This is a genomic window from Methylobacterium sp. UNCCL125 (genome assembly GCF_900116795.1).
Lineage (GTDB): Bacteria > Pseudomonadota > Alphaproteobacteria > Rhizobiales > Beijerinckiaceae > Methylobacterium > Methylobacterium fujisawaense.
The window spans coordinates 26641-44349 of record NZ_FPBW01000026.1; the positions used below are offsets into that span (position 1 = coordinate 26641).

A 17709-nucleotide genomic window follows, 5' to 3' on the forward strand; every position below is an offset into this window, starting at 1 on the left:
GCCGTCACGGTTTCAGTCCGGGGCATAAGCGAAAGCTCTCGTTGCCGCCGTCCGTCATGTCCGTGTAGCGGTCCGGCCCGTCGACCCGGATGGTGGAGCGTTCGGTGCTACCCTCGACCTTCGGGCCGCCGAATTGGCGGCAATCCTGCTCAATTTCGAACACGTTTCCCTGCTGGTGCAGAACCCGGCTCCGGCAATCATTCGCCTTCGAACTCCCCAGACCGCCTCCGTCGTACGTTCGCAACTCGACGTTCCGCGGGTTCGTGCAATCCGTGCCCACGCCGACATAGGCGCCGTGGCGCAGGGGCAGGGTTTCAGCCAACGCCGGGCCCGATGCCCAGGAGCAGGACGCAGGCCGCGATGTATCGAGTGGTCATCGGTCATTCCCTCGAATGTCAGGGTGTCGGGAATTGGCTACGGTTGCGCGAAGGGGCTTAGGTCCCGACCGGGCCGAACAGCCGGGTGAGGAAGCGGTAGTAGACCGGTTGCTTCTGCCGGAGTTCGTCGCGGGTGAAGGGTTCGCGCGCCAGCTTGCCGTGCAGGTAGACGCTGGCGGTCATGGCGAAGAACTCTCCCTGGTTCGTCAGGAGGTAGGCGCCTGCCGGGTAGAAGCCCCCGTCCTTCGCTCGCCCGTAGAACGTCAGGATGTCCGGATTATTCCGGCCGCCCGGCAGCCTCCGGAAGTGGTAGACGTGCATGGACTCGTGCAGCAGGATGGGGCGATCGTCCTTCGGGTCCTCGACCGCGATGTCGACGTGGTCGCCGCCGCTGTAATGGCTGCGCTCACCGGCCCCGGGATGGACGACGACCGGGAAGCGGCGCAGGAAGGCTTTGGTGCCCTCGTCCAGGCTCGTCGCCTCCACGATGTCGACCTGATGCTCGGCCGCCTGACGCAACTGGCCGATCTCGGCGTTCGGGACGTCCCGGGCCATCTCGATGCGGTAGCCGTGGTAGCGTTCGCCGCCATCATCGAAGTGCAGCGTGCCGGCAGGCGCCTGCCGCGGCGTCGCGTGCGCAGGTCCGCCATGAACCGCCAGTGTCCCGGCCACGGCCAGAGCCGATACGATGTGCCAGATCGGGGATGTCTCCATGCTGATCTCACTTCCGCATCTCTCGCCCTGGCGAAGGGCCCGTCTTGATGCGGAAGACCATCGCGCCGGTCCCGTTCCCCGATGTGACGGGACGCCGGAAGCGTGTAACGATATGTAAAGACGTCTATTTTTGCGTTGCCGCCCCGCCCCGGCGAGCTAACCTCGGGGCATGACAGACGGCACCACCATCGCCATCTTCGAGGACGATTCGTCACGCGGCCCCAACGGGTGCTCTCTCGCGACCAGCTCCTCGACTGGACACGGGGCCGCACGGCGGACGACTTCGACCGCACCATCGACGTGCAGGTGAGCCGCCTCCGGCACAAGCTCGACGTTGCTGGGAGCACGGCGTCGGCCCTGATCAAGACGGTGCGCAACGCGGGTTACATCCTCGCGGCACCCGTGAGGGCCGCCCCTTGATGGCCCGCGTTGGCCTGCTCGGGCGGATCATGCTGGTCTTGCTGGGCGCGCTCTCGCTGCTGGTCGTGGCAACCATCGGCATCGACCAGTGGCAGCGCGGCCAGGAACGGTCGCCCTACGCCACCCGGTTCCCCCGCCTCGACCAGGCCGGCGGCATCATGGCCCTCCTGGGGGACGCCGACCCGGCACAGAGGCCCGCCATCCTGCGCGCCATCAACGGCGAGGCGCTGCGGGCCGACATCGTGGATGCCCCGCCGGACGAGACAGCTGGCACCGCGGCTTCGCCTGGCATGGCGGCCACCGTTGGGGCGGCTTCCGGCATGGCGGTTGGCACCGGCGCTTCTGAAGTTTCAGGGCACGCCCCGGCGCGAACGACGGCCGTGGTCCTGCAACGCGGTCAGGCCATGCCTCCGTTCGCGCGGATCACCTGTCCCGTAACCCAGGACGCCTCGGGCCCGGCAAGAAAAGCCGCGACGCCCGCAATGTCGTCCGGCTGCCCCAGCCGCCCGAGCGGCGTCATCCGGGCATAGCCTTCCAGGCGGTCCGCGCCGTTGGCCGCCGTGAGCAAATCCGTCTCGGTCGGTCCCGGTGCGACGGCGTTGACCGTGATCGAGCGAGCCGCGAGTTCCTTGGCGAGGCAACGGGTCAGGGCCTCGACCGCCGCTTTGCTGGCGCAGTACGGTCCGTATCCGGCCGGGGCCATAGCCAGGACGCTGGTCGACAGGTTGACGATCCGGCCCCCGTCCCGGAGCCGCGCGCAAGCCTGCCGGCAGCCATTGACGACGCCACGGACGTTGACGGCCATGAGACGGTCGAAGGCAGCCCCATCCAGCCCAGCCAGCGGCATCGGCGACATCACCCCGGCGTTGTTGATCAGTACGTCCAGGCCGCCGAAGCGTGCCGCGGCCTCGTCGAAGAGGCGCGCGACGTCCTCTTCACGCGTGACGTCGCCTTCCACCGCGACCGCATCGCCGCCGCGGCCGCGGATCTCGGCCACGACGGAATGGGCGGCGCCGGCATCGGAGCCGAAGCCGACGGTCACGCCGAAGCCCTCGGCGGCGAGACGCCGGGCGATGGCCGCGCCGATGCCGCGGGATGCGCCCGTCACGATGGCCCCGCGCCCGTGTCCGAACCCGCTCATCGCCCGCCTCCGGTCGTCATCACGAGCTTGCCGATCGTGCGGCCGGCGACATAGTCGCGGTAGGTCGCCGCCGATTCCTCGAAGCCGAAGACGGCCGGGGCCTCCGGATGCAGGACACCCCGTGCCGCGGCATCGGCGATGGCGGCGAGCGTATCCCGGCGCGTCTCCAGGACGAGGAAGGCAGCCTCGATGCCCCGAGCGACAACGGCCGCCTCGTCCGCAGGCGCCACGATGGCCGCGAGCTTGGCCCCCGGATGCACCGCCGCGATAACCCGGTGCTGGATTTCCCCACCGGCGCAATCGAGGACGCAATCGGCCTTGGCCGCCACAGGAAGGAAATCGGGTTCGTCGGGGCGGACCCAGCGTGCGGGGGAGGCCGGGTCGGTCCCGCGCGGTTGGCCGGCGCAGGCGACGACCTCCACCCCCGCGGGAGCCAGCTGGATCGCCGCGCGCCCGACTGCGCCGCCCGCCCCGAGGATCAGCAGCACCGCCCCTTCCGGGACGCGGAGGTGATCGAACAGAGCTTGGTACGCGATGCCGGCCGGGGTCGGAAGGCAAGCGGCGATGCTCGCGTCCAGTCCCTCAGGGCGGCGGGTCACGCAGCGGGCAGGGACGATGATGGCTTCAGCCAGGGCACCGCCCGCCACCGGGTCGCTGCGTCCGAGGACGGCATCACCCAGTCGAAGATCCGTGACCGCCTCACCGAGTGCGTCCACGACACCGGCGAAGTCCGTGCCTGGCACGTAGGGGAATGCCAGCGGGAACCAGCCCGTCATGTCGCCGTGCGCCAGCTTGGCGTCGAGCGGGTTGAGGGCCGCGGCCTCCACCCGGATGCGGACCTCCCCGGGCCCGGGCCGGACATCCGCGGCGGTGCCGAGGTGCGCGGACGGGACCGGCGCGTAGCCGTCGATCAGAAGGGCGCGCATCAGCCTTGCCTTCCGGGAAGCGCCGGGAAGGCCCCGGCTTGCGAGAACAGGCCGAACAGGTCCTCCAGGTGCCATGTGCGGCGGAGCCGGTCGCCTTCGAAGTCGTGGAACTCGTGCAGCACGAACGCGACGCGGCGGCCGCTTGCCGGAACCCCGAAGAGGGGGCCGGCATGGGTGGCGGACACGCGCGCGCGGACCGCAGCCCGGTCCCGCTCGGCCAGGACGTCGACGATCTCGACGACGAGGTCGGGAAACGCGGTGAGAAGCATCCGGAAAACCGGCTTTGCGCCCTCCGGCCCGGGGCCTTGGCCCGGTGCGAGCGGGATATCTTCCCAGTCCGGCGTCGTGGCCCCGTCAAGCAGGTTGACGTCGCGGCGCCCAAGAGCGCCGTAAAAGGCTTCCAGCGCCGTGCGCTGTCCGTGGGTGAGCACGAGGGCCGCGCCATCGGGAATGCGGGGGTGGGGCATCTTTGATCTCCGTTCCAATCCCGGAGACGTAAGATGGTGTAGGTCATCATTGAAACGCATGGTGTTGATGTGTGAACATCCACGCCATGGATTACCGTGGGCTCGACCTGAACCTGATCGTGGCGTTCGATGCACTGATGGAGGAGCGTCACGTGACGCGCGCGGCGCGTCGCATCGGTCTGACCCAGCCCGCCATGAGCGCGGCGCTTGCCCGGCTGAGGAAGGCGACGGGCGACGAGTTGTTCGTGCGCGGCCCCAAGGGCCTGGCCCCCACCTCCCGGGCGCAGGATCTCGCCGCCCCGTTGAAGGGTGCGCTGCGGACGGTCGGTGAGGCTCTGGCGCTGCGCGACGACTTCCGTCCGGCCGAGGCGTCCGTCGTCTTCACCTTGGCGCTCTCCGAGCATCCCGCCCACGTCCTGTTGCCGCCGCTCGCGGAGGCGTTGGCGGCCGCGGCGCCGGGAGTGGACCTGCGCATCCGGGGCTTCACGGACAGGAACGAGGCGGTCCGCCTGCTGGACGAGGGGTTGGCCGATGTGGCGGTTGGCGTACCTCCCGGCACCGAGGCGCGTATCCTGGCGCGGCCCCTGTTCCGCGAGCGATTCGTGTCCGTCGCCAGGGCCGGCTCGCCGGCCGCCGAATGCCTCGGCGACGCGGCGGCCTTCGCTGCCGCCCGGCATGTCCTGGTTTCCCCCGAGGGCGACGGGTTCGGCGCCGTCGACGAGGCCCTTTCCGAACGCGGCCTTCGCCGGCGGCTCGGGGTGGTGCTCCCCCAGATGTACGCGGCACCGGCGCTCGTGGCGCGCACGGATCTCGTCGCGACGCTGATGGAAGGCGTCGTGACCGGCTCGGGCATGGCACCTCTCCTCACGGTCAGGCCCTGCCCCGTCGAACTCGCCCCAGTAGAGTTCCACCTGCTCTGGCACAGGCGCTCGGACCGGCACCCGGCCCAGGCATGGCTGCGGGATCTCCTGGTGTCGTCGGCGCCCAGCGGCTGAGGGCGGCCTCTACCGGGAGCAGTAGGCTTGAAAAGACTCCACGAGGTGGTTGAACAGGGCGTCGATGCGGGCGCTGCGCCGGACGTCCTCGTGCGCCACGATCCAGGTGTCGAGGTCGAACACGACGCGGTCCGGTAGGACGCGCACGAGATCGCGCTCGCCGACCGGCACCTGCACCACGCCGATGCCGAGGCCGGCGCGGATCGCGGCGAGTTGTGCGGGATGGCTGTCGCTGCGCAGGGCGACGTGCAGCGGCCCGCCCGCCTCGCGTCCCAGGGCGTCCAGGATCGCGAGGTAGGCCGGCATGCGGTCGGGCCCGACCATGGCGTGCCGGGTAAGGTCCGTGACGGTCTCGGGAATGCCGTTCCGGTCGAGGTAGGCCGGCGACGCGAAGAGCCCGAGCGGGATGCTGCCGACGTGGCGCGCCACGAGCGAGTTCTGGCTCGGCCGCGCCATGCGAACCGCCACGTCCGCCTCCTGGCCGGGTAGGTCGGTGTTGGTGTTGGTGAGGAGGAGTTCGACCGCGAGGCGCGGGTGGCGCTCTCGCAAAGCCGCCAGCATCGGCGGCACGACCTCGATGCCGACGAAGTCCGAGACGCTGAGTCGGACCGGGCCGGCCACCTCGGACGCCGCTCCCTTCGCCTCGCGCCGGAACGCTTCGGACGCGTGAGCCATGCGCCGGACGTGCCCAACCAAGCCGAGCGCCTCGGGCGTCGGCGCCAGCCCGTTCACGCCGCGGACGAAGAGCGGTTGCCCGACGGCCCGCTCCAGCGCCTCGATCCGGTGCCGGACAGTGGGCTGGGTGAGGCCGAGGGCTCGCGCCGCGGCCGAAAGGCTACCGGTGTCGAGCACCGTTAGGAAGGCGCGTTGATCGTCCCAGTCGCAATCCGCATTGCTCATCGAAATTCGATAGGCTGACCATCGAAGCTCGTCAATTTACCGGACCTCTCGTTCGACGCATCAACGCGGGGACGAACGGAGGAACAGGACGATGAGAACGGCTCTGGTGTTGGGGGCGACGGGCGGCGTCGGCGGTGCGGTGACCCGAGCGATGCTGGCGCGTGGGTGGCACGTCACTGCCTTGGTACGTGATCCGAGCCGAGCGGCGGCTGCCTGGAGCGCCCCGGTCGCACCGGGTTGGCAAGCTGGCGACGCCATGAACCGGGCGGACGTGGTTCGCGCCGCGGAAAGGACGAGCGTCATCGTCCACGCGGTGAACCCGCCCGGCTATCGCGGGTGGGATCGGCTAGTCCTGCCGATGCTCGACAACACGCTCGCGGCGGCGCAGGAGGCTGGCGCCCGGATCGTCCTGCCGGGCACGATCTACAACTACGACCCGACCCTCGCCCCGGTGATCGACGAGACGACCACGCAGCATCCGCGAGGGCGCAAGGGCGCGATCCGCGTCGAGATGGAGAAGCGCTTGGCGGAGGCCGCCCCGGAGGTGAGGAGTCTCGTCGTGCGAGCGGGCGATTTCTTCGGACCGGGGGCGGGCCAGAGTTGGTTCGCGCAGACCCTGGCGAAGCCGCCGCTCACGCGCATCGTCAATCCCGCAACGCGGGACGTTGGCCATGCCTGGGCGTACCTGCCCGACCTCGCTGAGACCATCATTCACCTGCTGGAACTGCCTGCAGATCGCCTGCTGCCATGCGAGCGGCTCCAGTTTCCCGGCCACTACGATGCCGATGGTCGCGCGATGGTTGCTGCGGTCCGCCGGGCTTCGGGTCGCACCGACCTGCCCGAGCGCCGATTCCCCTGGGCGCTGATGCGCGCGCTCGCACCGTTCGGTGGGTTCCCCCGAGAAGTCATGGAGGTCCGTCCGTTCTGGGCGCACGCGATGCGCCTCGACGGAAGTCGATTGATGGAACTCCTCGGCGACGTGCCGTGCACTTCGCTGGATACTGCGGTTGTCGATGCATTGAGAATTTGAGAGCTTCAGGATGACCGCCTCACCTTCACCTTAGTCAGTTCGTTTCAATGTCGTTCGATCTGGCGGCGAACAATCTCCGCTGGGGCCCCTTACTTTCGGTGAGCTTGAGCGCAATCGCCGGACGTCCGCTTTCTCCGGTCTGCACTATAAAGCGGAAGGGCGGCAAACCACCCAACCCAGTCATTCAGGGGCGCCCGCCACCACGACGGGATTTGGCCGAGACCCGCCGGTCCGCTCTGGGGGGCCAACTGCACCGGAGCGGACACTCGAAGCGGTTCAGGCAGAGGCCTCAGGGTGCGCCCCATCAACCGGATCGCGCCTTCGAAAGTCATTCGCAGGCGCGACGCGGCAGCGGCTCTCGAGCCGCCCGATCGTCGGTCCTGATCGCGCTGCCTTGGACCCGGTCGGTACTGGCCGGCTTGATGCGCCCCGTCGCGGCAGGCCACCGCCTCGACGGAAAGCGTTCTACGCGCGTCGTCCCATCATGAGCGTGACCGGCTGTCCCGCAGAAGTCTCGATGGCGGTGAATTTACGGGAGCGAAGTTCAGCCTCCATCGCAGCACACGACCATAGGTGGCCGCCGCTTCGGGCCAGCCGCAGGGCTGCAAGCGCGGCGCCGACCGGATCCGGAGGCGGAGCGTAGAGACCGACAACAAGGTATCCCTTCGGCTCAAGGGCAACCGTTAGCCGGTCGAGCGCTGTCCGAGCCGCGTCCTGGGAGAGGAAGGGTGCCGGAAGCCACGTCAGCGCGTAGCCGGCTGGATCATCGAACTGGGTCACATCCTGCAGGCGGAGATCGATACGGCTGCGGAATGGGCTTGCCGCCACGTTCGCACGGGCCAGTTCGAGGGCCGGCTCCCAGATGTCCAGGCCCACGACACGCAGCGAGGGCCACTGCGCTGCGGCTTCGAGAGCAATGCCGCCCACACCCGTGCCGACATCCAGGAAGCGCCCGGTGAGGGCGGCCGCGAGCGCCGGGCGGTCGGCCGCCAGGGCCGCCAAGCGCCGTACGACGACCCGCGAGGCTTGGCCCTGAGCCTGCAACATCGCAGGATCGCGGACCTGCCAGACGGGCGGTCGCTCGGGACACTCCAACAGATCCCGCGCCTCCTGCAGGGCGTGCGTGACGGAGGCCAGGGACGCGGAGACCTGCGCCTGATCAAGGTCACCGAGGCCGCCCGGCACCACGGCGGCGACCACGTCGTGCAACCGGCGCGCGACCTCGGGATGAATATCCGGCGCCTCCTGCCGCAGGCGTAGGGCTGCACCGATCGCGGCAAGGCCTCTTGCCGCATCGCCCATCTGCCGCAGCGTGTGTTGAAGGTCTTGGAAAGTCATCGGCGACCGCCAGAATGAAGTTCACCACGACGCGGCATGGCGCCCGAAGCAGAAGAGCCGGACCCGTCAGCCGCAGAACCCGGCCGGGCCGCGACCCGCAGGGTGATCACAGGCCGTGCGCCTGAGCGATCATCTGTGCCGCCCGCTCGCCGATGATGGCGCAGGGGGCCTGCGTGTTTCCCGCCGTCACACGCGGCATGATCGAAGCATCCGCGATGCGCAGAGCGTCGATCCCGTAGACGTTCAGCGATGCATCGACCACCGACATGGCATCGCGGCCCATCTTGGCCGTGCAGCTCTGGTGCCAGTAGGTCACGGCGGCATCACGGATGAAGTCTTCGAGTGCGTCTCCCCGGATGTCGCCCGGCATGGCCTCTCCGCGGACATGCGGACGAAACGCCTGGGCGTTGCCCAGCGCGCGGCACAGATCCACGCAGGCGACGGCCGTCGTCAGATCCGCGGGATCGGACATCATGTTGGCCTCGATCGCCAACGGCACTCCGGGATCGGCACTCGTCAGCCGAAGCCGGCCGCGGCTCGCCGGGCGCGCCAGACCGGCGAACATCGTCCAGCCCTGCGCCGGCACACCGCGCGCCGCGGTCCGATCGCTCGGCACGGGAAATTCGACCTGGCAGAAGAGCACGTCCGGCGCATCGAGCCCGGGGCGGCTCGTCCAATACAGGGTCGCCTCGCTGCCGCTGTTACGGGGGGCGATGGGTTCGGCATACTCCCAGATGCATCCGAACGAGACATGGTCCTGAAAGTTCTGGCCGACGCCCGGCAGGTGCTGCACCACCGGGATGCCGAAGCGCGTCAGCTCCGCATGGTCCCCGATGCCGGAATGCATCAGAACCTTGGGCGTCTGGATGGCGCCCAGGGACAGCACCACCTCGGCCCGGGCTCTGATCTCCAGGACCTGCCCGGCGCGGACCACTTCGACGCCGACCGCGCGCCGCTGCTCGATCAGGACGCGCCGCACGGTCGTGTCGGTGAGGACCGTCAGGTTGGGGCGGTCGAGCCAAGGATGGACATAGGCCCGGTAAAGCGATTGGCGCCGGCCGTCGCGAACCAGCATGTCCGAAATCGAGGCGCCGCCCGGCCCCTCCATCATCTCGCCATTCGGATGCGCGAAGGTCGGGATGCCGACCTCGCGGGCCGCATCGAGCATCGCGTATGCGATGGGGCTGGGATCCGAGGCGGGCTGGACCCAGACCGGCCCGGACTCGCCGCGATACCGCGGATCCGGTGAACCCTGCCAGTTCTCGATTCGACGATAGATCTGGAGGACGTTGTCGTAACTCCACTCGGCATCGCCCGCCTCCGCAGCGAAGTAATCCCAGTCGCTGCGATGCCCGCGCGCCCAGACCATCACGTTGATGCTGGAGCCGCCCCCGAGACCTTTGCCCATCGACATCGACAGGGCACGACCGTTCAGGTGCGGGTTCGGCTGCGCCTCAAATCCCCAATCCCGCTCGCTGCCCAAGTTGGCCGGCCATTGTGCAGGGTCGAGCACCGTCTCGGCATCGTCGCTGCCTCCGGCTTCGATCAGCAGCACGCGCAGGTCGGGATTTTCCGCGAGGCGCCGCGCCACGACCGAGCCCGAGGATCCGGCGCCGCAAATGATGACATCGTATTGCGAGCGCAGGTCGGCGACCAGGCGCTGCTGGTTCTCCTGCGCGCGCCGGGATGAATCGCTGTCCTCGCGACGAGACTGGCTCATGATATGTAACATCCTTCTAATGCTGCGCTGCCGTTGCTGATTAACGGAGCGTTTTGTCCCGCCAACACGGCGGGTCCCGCGAAAATGATCCTGAGCCGCAGGAATTCGGGTCGATGTTCCATGCCTTCGACCCCCGCGACTGTGATCGACGTCACACTGGAAGCGCGGGATGAAGTTCACGAGGGCCTGTTCGCTTCGACTCCCGAATGCGTTACAGAGATCTTCGCAGATCTGCATGTCGCGCTTCGCGTGATAGGCTCGGTTCGCCCTCACGCCATTGTTGTCGATCTTGCCGACGGAGATGCGTTTTGGTCCGGCCTTCTGAAAAGCCTCGGGGCGAACCGATCCTTCGGTCACAGCCGCATCCCGGCTGCGGGAACCTCCGACATAGCAGCGCCGTCCGAAGGTTCGGCGGGCAGCCCGGATCGCGTCTCCCCGAGATGCGGTGGCGGCCATACGCGATCGCTGGCCGATAGCCGGTCCTCGTGGAACGGCGTGGCCAGCCGGGCTGTGAGTTTTGTCACGGACCCGCCCGCCGGTCAGAGGCGACACGGTGCGGCATCATGCTGACACCAGGCTGCGCCGCGGAGAACTTTGCGGAGCGCACACGAGCCTGGGTCGGCACAGTCGAGAGAGGATGTCGTGAGCGCGCCGAACAGGCTTGTCGGGCTCTTGGCCGCCAACGCGTTCTTCGCCGAGCTGGGCCAAGACGCTCTACAAGCCATCGCCGGCCTTTGCCGGATGCGCAGCGTTGCGCGTCACGAGATCCTCTTCCAGAAGGGGGACCCAGGCGATGCCCTCTACGCGATCCGTCGCGGGCAGATCCGCATCGCCACCGGCACCGAGGACGGCCGGTCCGTGACGCTCAACCTCCTCGGCCCCGGCGATGTCTTCGGCGAGATCGCCCTGCTCGATGGCCATGCCCGCACCGCAGAGGCCATCGCGCTCGAGACGACGGATCTCTTCGTCATCGACCGGCGGGACTTCCTCGAACTCCTGGCGCACGACGCGGCCCTGGCGGCGCGGATCATCGGCTTCCTGTGCCGACGGTTGCGCTGGATGAGCGAGCGCATGGAGGAGGCGACGCTCCTTCCCCTCGATGCCCGGCTAGCGCGGCGTCTGGTTATGCTGTCCGAGGATTACGGCGCAGAAATCCAGGTGACACAGCAAGAACTCGCCGCTTACGTTGGCGCGGCGCGGGAAAGCGTCAATCGCGTCCTTCAGGATTGGCGTCGATCCGGCATCATCGATCTTGGGCGCTCACGCGTGCATGTGAAGGTCGCGCCGCGTCTGGCGGCCCTCGGCGCGCCCTCACGGCTCTGAGGCGGCAGAAGGGATCCACCCCATGAGGAATCTCGCGCGCGTCGTGACCGCATTCGCGGCCGTCGTCGTCCCTGTCACCGTCCATGCCCAGACGCGCTGCACGGAAACGACCCGCTTCGACCCGCCTCTGCGGATCCTGCGATGCACCGACGGGCTCACGCTCGAAGCCGAGCGAGCGGCCACGTTACGGCCGGTGGATCGGGACGGCGACGGGCAGCTCGAGGGAGCGGAGATCGGCGGCAGCGCCGTACTCGTGACCCTGCCGACGCGCTCGAAGACGCGCCGGGGCGGCTTCCAGATCCTCACCCCCCACGCGATTGCCTCCGTGCGCGGCACGATCTACGCCGTCGATGTGACCACCGCCAAGACGGCGGTTTTCGTGGCTCGCGGCCGCGTCGCCGTCGCGCGCCGGAACACCCCGGCCGTGTTCGTCACGCTCGGCCCGGGTGAGGGCGTCGATGTCGGTGAGGATCAGGCCCCCCTGGACGTGCGACGGTGGCCGCAGGAGCGCGTCAGAAGCCTGCTCGAGCGCTTCGGGCGGTGAGAGCCGCGGGTCCGGTGCCGCGGCTTGAGTCGATCTCGCGCCCCGGGCGGACCAAGCGACGCTTCGCCCTCCTCATGTTCGTGGCCGCGCTGGGGTGGAGCGGCTGGCTCGCGCACCTGCACATCGCCGGACGGGCAACGCCCCTCGATTACCTGGAGGCGGCGGCGACGGACCTGCGCATGCGCCTGGCCGGTCCACGCATGCCGCCCAAAGATGTCGCGATCGTCGCCATCGACGACGAAATCGTCCGCCGGGAAGGAGGCTTTCCCATCTCGCGCACGACGATGGCGCGGCTGATCGAAACGATCGCCGCGGCCCACCCCCGTGCGCTCGCCGTCGATGTCCTGTTCCTCGAAGACGGGCGCCAGCCCGAGGCGGATCATGCCCTCGCCGCCGCCCTCCGCAAGGTGCCCGCCGTCCTGGCGGCGGCAGCCGTCTTCGACGAGGCCACGAACGAAGGGGGCATCCCGGTCGCCACCGCCGTGCATCGCCCGATCCCGGTGATCGGCGCGGCCGCGCTGACGGGACTCGTCAACCTGTCCGAGGACGCCGCCGGCGTTCCGCGGCACCTTCCTCTCGTTGCCAGGGCGGACAACGGCGTTGCGGCCCATTTCGTCCTGCGCACAGCGGCCCTGGCGGCCCGGAGCGATCCGGTCCTGACCGAGGGACAGGTCCGGATCGGGCCTGCCGTCATCCGGCTCGACCTCGGCTATCATCTTCCTCTCCGTCCCTACGGGCCGCGACGCACGATCCAGACCTTGAGCGCCGCCGCACTTCTCGATGGAACGGCACCCGTCGCCGCTCTGGCGGACCGTGTAGTGGTGATCGGCGCGACGGCACTCGGGGGCAGCGACACCTTTGCGACGGCGTTCGATCCCGTGATGCCCGGCGTCGAACTGCTGGCGACCGGCATCGCCCATCTGACCACGGGCGACGGACTCGTGCGCGATGCGCGCGTTCGGCGGCTCGACGGGGTGGCGGCCGGGATTCTCGCGGGCGCCGCCGTGCTCCTGATCGCGCTGGCCCCACCGCTCCCAGCGGCCATCCTCGTACTCCTCCTCCTGGCCGCCTGGTTCGCTCTGGGCACCGTCGCCTTCAGCCAGGGCATCTGGATGAGCGCCGCCCTGCCGCTCGCAGCCGCTGGCCTGCCGACGCTCCTGTGCGCGGTGGCGCGCCAGACGCTGGATCGCCGCCAGGGCCTGAGGCTCGCGCGATCGGAGCAGGCCCTGCGCCGACTTCAACCCGCCGCGCTCGCGGAACGGCTCGCCTGGGACCCGACCTATCTGGCCGCACCCCTCACGCGCGAGATCCCGGTGCTCTTCATCGATCTGACCGGCTTCACCGGCCAGAGTGAGCGCCTGGGCCCGGTCCGCACCCGCGCCCTCCTCAAAACGTTCCACGATCTCGTGGACGAGACCGCCTCGTCGCACAAAGGCCTCGTCGTCAACTTCATGGGCGACGGCGCGATGGTTGTGTTCGGCGCCCTGGACCCCGATCCCGCGAAGGCGGAAAACGCCGTGCGGGCGGCCAGCGATCTCATCGTCCGGACCCGCGACTGGATCGCGCGCGATCCCGAACTGGCAGGCGCCGGACGGGCGCTCGACGTGCGGATCGGCGCGCATTCCGGACCGGCGATCCTCTCGCGCCTCGGCAGCGACACCAATCAGCAGGTCACGGCGACGGGTGATACCGTCAACGTCGCGAGCCGCCTGCTGGCCGTGGCGTCGGAGGCCAAGGCCCGCCTCGCCGTCAGCGCCGATCTCCTGACGGCTGCCGGCATCGTTGAGCCGGCCGGCCTCTTCGACGAGCGGCGGACGGCTTCCATCCGCGGACGGTCCCAACCCATCGCGGTTTGGTTGACGCGCGAACCTGCGCGGCTGCCATAGATCCCGCGCCACGCCGCGTTTCCGGGCCTCTGTGACCGCGGTCACAGCGGCCGGCCATCGTCGGGCGCAGAGTGCTGTCACCCCAACAGGGAGAAGCACGATGAAGACGACTTCGACGAAGACGATGATGGTCGCAGGTCTCGCGCTGGCGACACTGGCCGGCGGTGCCGCCAGCGCCGATGCCCGCGGGTTCGGTCACGGCGGATTTGGTCACGGCGGCTTCGGCCATCACGGCGGCTTCGGCCATCGCGGATTCGGGTACGGTCGCTTCGGAAACGGCGGGTTCGGCCACCATCGATACTTCCACCACCGTGGCTACCGTCGGCACTTCGGCGGGTTCGACTGGAATTATCCCACGGGTGGCTACTTCCTGAGCTCGGATTTCAGGGATTGCCGCGTCGTCTACAACCCCTTGTTCTTCGGACATGAGCGCGTCTGCAGCTGACGGAGCATCCGTCTTCGGCTGATTGAGGCCCCGGTGCGCGATCGGCCGCCGCTGCACCCGCAGCGGCGGCCGGTTGGCCGACGTCGTCACACCAAAGCTTGCCGTGACGACGGGATGGGAGCCGGCACCCCGGACCCATTCGTCTCGAAGACGCCGCTCGAATATCGAAAGTCAAACCGCAACCGCATTAGACATGAGCCGAGCGGCAGCGCGGAGCGGTCGTGAGTTTGTCGCCGCCGTAGCGCGTTCGCTTGAAGGCGTGCACGCGACCGTGGTGATGGTGGTCCCACCAAGGAAGATGTCGGTGCCGCGTTCCGGGCGCGCCGCGCGTCCGAGGCTGTGCCGGGGAGCAGGGCGATGACGGCGACGAGGACATCGGGACGTGCAGAGGAGCCAATCGAACCCGCAATGGGCCGCACGACCCCTGATTTCTACGCGAGCCTGCCCCGGTTTACCGCCTTCTCCAGCCTCATGGATCCAGGCCTCTATCGGCCGCTTCCCACGACCTGGTGGCTGGGTGTGACCGATGTCGTCGGCTCTCAGCAGCAGATCGGGCTCGGCCGCTACAAGGCGGTCAATGCGGCCGGCGCAGCCATCATCGCGGCCGTTTCGAATGCCCTCGGCCGGCGCGCGTTCCCGTTCGTCTTCGCCGGCGACGGGGCAAGCTTCGCGATTGCCCCGGAAGACGTAGACGCCGCCAGAGAAGCGCTGGCCGCAACGGCCGTCTGGGTCCGCGAGGCGCTGCAGCTCGAGTTGCGCACCGCTCTGGTACCGGTCTCAGCCGTGCGCGATCGCGGACTCGACGTGCGCGTCGCGCGCTACGCGCCCAGTGCTCACGTTTCCTATGCCATGTTCAGCGGAGGCGGCCTGCCCTGGGCAGAGGCCGCCATGAAGGCCGGCGACTATGCCGTCGCACCGGCTGAGCCTGGCAGCCAGCCCGACCTGACCGGCCTCTCCTGCCGCTGGCAGGCAATCCGTCCCCGCCACGCGTTGATTCTCTCGCTCATGCTCGTGCCGCAGCACAGCGGCGACGCGCCGGCCTTCCGGCAACTCGTGCAAGAGATCCTGCACAGTGTGGAGATCAGTGCCGAGGTCGCACATCCGATGCAGGATGAGGGACCGCAGATGCACGGACCGTGGGCGGGCCTGGATCTTGAACTGCGCGCCATGCCGGGCTCCCGTCTGAGCCGCCTCTGGCGCAAGCTTCGCCTCGTGGCACGATCGATCCCCGAATACCTGATCTACCGCATCGGCTTGCGGGTGGGAGGGTTCGATCCGGCCGCGCTTCGGCACGAGATCGTCGGGAATACGGACTTCCGCAAATACGATGATGCGCTGCGGATGACGCTGGACTGCACAGAGGCCTTCGCGGATCAGCTGGAGGCGCAGCTCGCCGGTGCGGAGGCGCGGGGGATCTGCCATTTCGGGCTGGAACGGCAATTGGCTGCGCAGTTGACCTGCATCAGCCCTCCGGTGCCCGGCCGCGGGCACATGCACTTCATCGATGGCGCTGGCGGAGGCTACGCCGCGGCCGCCGCAAGGCTGAAGGCTCGGGCGGCAAGCGTCGGGGCCGTGGTGCCGACCAGCCCGTGAGGGGGCTGTGAAGCGTGGCTGCTGCCGGATGAAGCGCGGGCGCTCGGGACGACCTACCTCGAGCGGCGTTCAGGATCACTGTGCAGCACCGCACCGGCGAGCGTTTGGTCGATGACGGGACCTTCGCGGTCGGCGCCAGCCTGATCGGTGCCACTGCCTGCGAGCGGCGACCGGTGGAAGGCGCAAAAATCTTCACCGTGTAGGAGCTTCTCCGGCCTGGGATCTTTGCGGAAGGGATGTCCGCTTCGGAGCGTCCTCGAAACACGCTGAATGACCGGGATGGACACGAAGCCGAATGTCCGCTGCTGCGCGCATTTGTGGGTCGGCGTGACGTGGTCTAGCCGAAACCTGCCATTCCGCTTCGGAATGCCGCCGCCCGAAATGCGGACATTCTCCCTGCCCGACTGCGAGCCACTGGCACGCGTAGGATCATGCAAGAACGTAGCCCGTAGGCAAAGGGCAGCTTCGGAGCTTCTGTCCAGATAGGTCGTCTTTACCCGCGGCCGACCTGATCACGATAACGCTTCAGAAGTTGTAGCCGAGACGACGTCGAGAATCCTCCATCAGCTACGCGTCCACGCAGCATGCACGGCTCCAGTCGCCGTATCCGGCTTCGCCGGTCCGATGAAGATCACGACCGGGCCATGGGAATCGCGCCGGGGGTCATAGAAATCGAGCAGGCCGGGATGGAGGCGCTGGATGAAATCCGGTTGCCGCCCACTCCGACGCAGCAGGTGGTCGATGACGACCTGATCGCCATGCACCGCGTTCGGCACGGGGCCGCAGGATCCTGGGCTCATCCAGCGGTCGGGGTCGGCCGCGAAGGTCGTGTAAAGCGATGCGAGCTCGTCCCCGGACCAGCGCAGCAGCGCACTGGAGAGGCGCCCCGCGTGGAAAAAGTCCTCCATCGCGGCGAGGCCGGGCTCGGCGAGGGCATCGGCTGGGCCGGTCAGCACCGTATCAAGGTCGCACAGGAGGGTCGGACCCGTGCTGAGACCGGGCCGGAACGCCTCCATCTTCGCCCACCAGGCCGACCAAGCGTGCCGGAGCGGGATCGTCTCCACGCCCGCGACGGCCACTGGCAGGTCCGTAAGACAGACGATCCGTTCGAAAGCCGGGGCATGGCGGCGGATGCCGCCTGCGAGGCGGGCGACCCAGGTGGCGTCGTAGCGCCCGCCGCCCTTCAGGACGGTGATCAGCGTGGTCATGACGTTATTGCTCGGTCAGAGATGGTGGATGCACACGAATGCGTCCGGCCGCCTCAGCCTCGGCGAACCATGCACGCTCGGCCGCCCAGGGATGACCGGGCCAGCCGTCGAAACCAAAGCCGAAGACCTGCGCCGGTCCTGCACCCGCCGGGCGGCCGAGCAGCAGCGCGAGCGTCACGAGGACGCCGGTGCTCGGGTTCGGGTGTCCCGCCGTGCGCGGGCCGAGCAGGGCGTGAGCCTGCTGGTGCAGCGTCTCGGGCAGGAGGAGGACCGGGCGGCCCAACGGACGCAGCCGCGCCAGAAGCTCGCGGGTCCAGCAGATCGGCTCGGGGACGTTGTGCTCCGCCGGCAGCATCGGGAAGGGCAGGATGAAGGCCTGCGCGGCGCGGACCACCGGGCGCTCGAGGAAGCGCCGGTCCGCCAGCCATTCCCGCGGCTGGCCGCCGCGGTTGACCAGGGCGAGATGCGTGACGCGGTGGCCGGTGCCGCCGCCGAAGCCGAGCGCGTTGTTGAAGCGGACCACGCTGTCCGCCGCATCGATCGCGGCTGCGCACGCACCCGCTCCGGGCGCGTTGCCCACGATGGCGAGGGACCCGTCGGCTGGTAGGCCGGCGCGTCCGGCAGGGAGGGAGTCGACGTCCGGGATCACGTGCGGCAGGGGTTATGGGAACCGCGGAGGTAA

18 protein-coding genes and 1 pseudogene are annotated in these 17709 nt (G+C 69.0%); 9 read left to right on the plus strand and 10 right to left on the minus strand.

What is annotated here, in order from left to right; translation table 11 throughout:
* Nucleotides 1-4: 4 nt before the first annotated feature.
* Nucleotides 5-322, minus strand: coding sequence for a hypothetical protein (locus tag BM396_RS32295; protein WP_139239535.1), 318 nt, complete (start codon nucleotides 320-322; stop codon nucleotides 5-7).
* 112 nt (nucleotides 323-434) lie between these two features.
* Nucleotides 435-1091 carry a hypothetical protein gene (locus BM396_RS23840; protein WP_051976141.1) on the minus strand — a complete coding sequence of 219 codons (657 nt, stop codon included), beginning with the start codon at nucleotides 1089-1091 and terminating at the stop codon, nucleotides 435-437.
* Between the two features lie 207 nt (nucleotides 1092-1298).
* Between BM396_RS23840 and BM396_RS23845 the strand changes: the two are divergent.
* Nucleotides 1299-1511: pseudogene (locus BM396_RS23845) on the plus strand (winged helix-turn-helix domain-containing protein); the annotation flags it as partial.
* A 397-nt stretch (nucleotides 1512-1908) separates the two neighbouring features.
* Here the strand turns inward: BM396_RS23845 and BM396_RS23855 are convergent.
* Genes BM396_RS23855 through BM396_RS23865 form a run of 3 tightly spaced genes read right to left on the minus strand, consistent with a single transcriptional unit; the run spans nucleotide 1909 to nucleotide 4045 of the window.
* On the minus strand, nucleotides 1909-2652 hold the full coding sequence (locus BM396_RS23855; protein ID WP_043384639.1) for an SDR family oxidoreductase: 744 nt from the start codon (nucleotides 2650-2652) through the stop codon (nucleotides 1909-1911).
* Entirely contained in the window at nucleotides 2649-3578 is a 930-nt protein-coding gene (locus tag BM396_RS23860; protein ID WP_051976140.1) for an NADP-dependent oxidoreductase, read from the minus strand. Before BM396_RS23860 ends, BM396_RS23855 begins: the two co-directional genes overlap by 4 nt.
* On the minus strand, nucleotides 3578-4045 hold the full coding sequence (locus BM396_RS23865) for an ester cyclase (protein WP_051976139.1): 468 nt from the start codon (nucleotides 4043-4045) through the stop codon (nucleotides 3578-3580). Before BM396_RS23865 ends, BM396_RS23860 begins: the two co-directional genes overlap by 1 nt.
* A 71-nt stretch (nucleotides 4046-4116) precedes the next feature.
* Here BM396_RS23865 and BM396_RS23870 point away from each other — a divergent pair, with 71 nt between their 5' ends.
* Complete coding sequence (locus BM396_RS23870; RefSeq protein WP_244447733.1) at nucleotides 4117-5040, plus strand: LysR family transcriptional regulator; 924 nt, start codon at nucleotides 4117-4119, stop codon at nucleotides 5038-5040.
* A gap of 9 nt (nucleotides 5041-5049) precedes the next feature.
* Here BM396_RS23870 and BM396_RS23875 read toward each other — a convergent pair whose 3' ends face one another.
* The gene (locus BM396_RS23875) at nucleotides 5050-5940 is read right to left on the minus strand and encodes a LysR family transcriptional regulator (RefSeq protein ID WP_043384636.1); all 891 of its coding nucleotides are present in this window, start codon (nucleotides 5938-5940) and stop codon (nucleotides 5050-5052) included.
* A 91-nt stretch (nucleotides 5941-6031) separates the two neighbouring features.
* On the opposite strand from BM396_RS23875, the gene BM396_RS23880 reads away from it, so the two are divergent.
* Nucleotides 6032-6970: an NAD(P)H-binding protein gene (locus tag BM396_RS23880; protein WP_043384633.1), complete on the plus strand. Its 939-nt coding sequence runs from the start codon at nucleotides 6032-6034 to the stop codon at nucleotides 6968-6970.
* Between the two features lie 465 nt (nucleotides 6971-7435).
* Here the strand turns inward: BM396_RS23880 and BM396_RS23885 are convergent, their stop codons facing one another.
* Nucleotides 7436-8308, minus strand: a complete 873-nt coding sequence (locus tag BM396_RS23885) for a methyltransferase domain-containing protein (RefSeq protein WP_043352860.1) — start codon at nucleotides 8306-8308, stop codon at nucleotides 7436-7438.
* Nucleotides 8309-8414: 106 nt separating this feature from the next.
* Nucleotides 8415-10028: a GMC family oxidoreductase gene (locus BM396_RS23890; RefSeq protein WP_043384630.1), complete on the minus strand. Its 1614-nt coding sequence runs from the start codon at nucleotides 10026-10028 to the stop codon at nucleotides 8415-8417.
* A gap of 642 nt (nucleotides 10029-10670) precedes the next feature.
* Here BM396_RS23890 and BM396_RS23895 point away from each other — a divergent pair.
* The 6 genes from BM396_RS23895 to BM396_RS33720 all read left to right on the plus strand — a co-directional run bounded on the left by BM396_RS23895 (nucleotide 10671) and on the right by BM396_RS33720 (nucleotide 16022).
* Nucleotides 10671-11351, plus strand: a complete 681-nt coding sequence (locus BM396_RS23895; protein WP_043352864.1) for a Crp/Fnr family transcriptional regulator — start codon at nucleotides 10671-10673, stop codon at nucleotides 11349-11351.
* Nucleotides 11352-11373: 22 nt separating this feature from the next.
* The gene (locus tag BM396_RS23900; RefSeq protein ID WP_043352866.1) at nucleotides 11374-11895 is read left to right on the plus strand and encodes a FecR domain-containing protein; all 522 of its coding nucleotides are present in this window, start codon (nucleotides 11374-11376) and stop codon (nucleotides 11893-11895) included.
* Nucleotides 11896-11909: 14 nt separating this feature from the next.
* A complete protein-coding gene (locus tag BM396_RS23905) occupies nucleotides 11910-13781 on the plus strand; it encodes a CHASE2 domain-containing protein (RefSeq protein ID WP_244538942.1) in 1872 nt (623 codons plus the stop codon).
* A gap of 100 nt (nucleotides 13782-13881) precedes the next feature.
* Nucleotides 13882-14226, plus strand: a complete 345-nt coding sequence (locus BM396_RS23910; RefSeq protein WP_043384625.1) for a hypothetical protein — start codon at nucleotides 13882-13884, stop codon at nucleotides 14224-14226.
* A 408-nt stretch (nucleotides 14227-14634) separates the two neighbouring features.
* On the plus strand, nucleotides 14635-15819 hold the full coding sequence (locus tag BM396_RS23915; RefSeq protein ID WP_043384620.1) for a DUF3095 domain-containing protein: 1185 nt from the start codon (nucleotides 14635-14637) through the stop codon (nucleotides 15817-15819).
* Nucleotides 15820-15899: 80 nt separating this feature from the next.
* Nucleotides 15900-16022 (plus strand): hypothetical protein, encoded by a 123-nt coding sequence (locus BM396_RS33720; RefSeq protein WP_257791603.1) that lies wholly within the window; start codon nucleotides 15900-15902, stop codon nucleotides 16020-16022.
* 360 nt (nucleotides 16023-16382) lie between these two features.
* Here BM396_RS33720 and BM396_RS23920 read toward each other — a convergent pair whose 3' ends face one another.
* Together BM396_RS23920 and BM396_RS23925 are read right to left on the minus strand one after the other, a co-directional pair.
* Complete coding sequence (locus BM396_RS23920; protein ID WP_043384617.1) at nucleotides 16383-17027, minus strand: hypothetical protein; 645 nt, start codon at nucleotides 17025-17027, stop codon at nucleotides 16383-16385.
* Between the two features lie 4 nt (nucleotides 17028-17031).
* Nucleotides 17032-17676, minus strand: coding sequence for a hypothetical protein (locus tag BM396_RS23925; RefSeq protein ID WP_043384615.1), 645 nt, complete (start codon nucleotides 17674-17676; stop codon nucleotides 17032-17034).
* Between the last annotated feature and the right edge of the window lie 33 nt (nucleotides 17677-17709).

Excerpts from the sequence above, each read along its gene's own strand:
- BM396_RS23840 (WP_051976141.1), bottom strand. The coding sequence starts at position 1,091 with ATGGAGACATCCCCGATCTGGCACATCGTATCGGCTCTGGCCGTGGCC.
- BM396_RS23855 (WP_043384639.1), bottom strand. The coding sequence starts at position 2,652 with ATGAGCGGGTTCGGACACGGGCGCGGGGCCATCGTGACGGGCGCATCC.
- BM396_RS23860 (WP_051976140.1), bottom strand. The coding sequence starts at position 3,578 with ATGCGCGCCCTTCTGATCGACGGCTACGCGCCGGTCCCGTCCGCGCAC.
- BM396_RS23865 (WP_051976139.1), bottom strand. The coding sequence starts at position 4,045 with ATGCCCCACCCCCGCATTCCCGATGGCGCGGCCCTCGTGCTCACCCAC.
- BM396_RS23875 (WP_043384636.1), bottom strand. The coding sequence starts at position 5,940 with ATGAGCAATGCGGATTGCGACTGGGACGATCAACGCGCCTTCCTAACG.
- BM396_RS23880 (WP_043384633.1), top strand. The coding sequence starts at position 6,032 with ATGAGAACGGCTCTGGTGTTGGGGGCGACGGGCGGCGTCGGCGGTGCG.
- BM396_RS23885 (WP_043352860.1), bottom strand. The coding sequence starts at position 8,308 with ATGACTTTCCAAGACCTTCAACACACGCTGCGGCAGATGGGCGATGCG.
- BM396_RS23890 (WP_043384630.1), bottom strand. The coding sequence starts at position 10,028 with ATGAGCCAGTCTCGTCGCGAGGACAGCGATTCATCCCGGCGCGCGCAG.
- BM396_RS23900 (WP_043352866.1), top strand. The coding sequence starts at position 11,374 with ATGAGGAATCTCGCGCGCGTCGTGACCGCATTCGCGGCCGTCGTCGTC.
- BM396_RS23910 (WP_043384625.1), top strand. The coding sequence starts at position 13,882 with ATGAAGACGACTTCGACGAAGACGATGATGGTCGCAGGTCTCGCGCTG.
- BM396_RS23915 (WP_043384620.1), top strand. The coding sequence starts at position 14,635 with ATGGGCCGCACGACCCCTGATTTCTACGCGAGCCTGCCCCGGTTTACC.
- BM396_RS23920 (WP_043384617.1), bottom strand. The coding sequence starts at position 17,027 with ATGACCACGCTGATCACCGTCCTGAAGGGCGGCGGGCGCTACGACGCC.